Source organism: Psychrobacter sp. 16-MNA-CIBAN-0192 (assembly GCF_040309565.1).
In the GTDB taxonomy this organism is placed as follows: domain Bacteria; phylum Pseudomonadota; class Gammaproteobacteria; order Pseudomonadales; family Moraxellaceae; genus Psychrobacter.
In genome coordinates this window covers 1-275 of sequence record NZ_JBEOOX010000212.1, presented here as the reverse complement: position 1 = coordinate 275, position 275 = coordinate 1, and the positions used below count along the sequence as shown (strand labels likewise).

1 protein-coding gene is annotated in these 275 nt (G+C 52.0%); it reads left to right on the top strand.

What is annotated here, in order from left to right:
• Window positions 1–74: 74 nt before the first annotated feature.
• Window positions 75–275, top strand: a 201-nt coding sequence (locus tag AAEY78_RS12965) for a hypothetical protein (protein WP_352339726.1), incomplete at its 3' end; no start/stop codon positions are given.

Genomic DNA, 275 nt, shown 5'->3' with positions numbered 1-275 from the left:
AATGCTGCGACTTCTGTATTTGGATCTGGCTTGGCCTGCTTGTTCGCACCCCTACTACTGAGCGGAGGAATACTATGCTAACCAGACCAATGATACCGACAACACTTTGGGGCTCAACATCCCGACGCGTTACTGAACTGACCCTACTTGCGATACTAACCCTATGTGGGCCGTCTGCTATCGCAGGCGATGGACCATGGCCGTCATTTACAGCGACGGCGCTTAGCGGCGAAAAAGTTGACAGTAACAAACTGATAGGTCAACCGACACTGCTC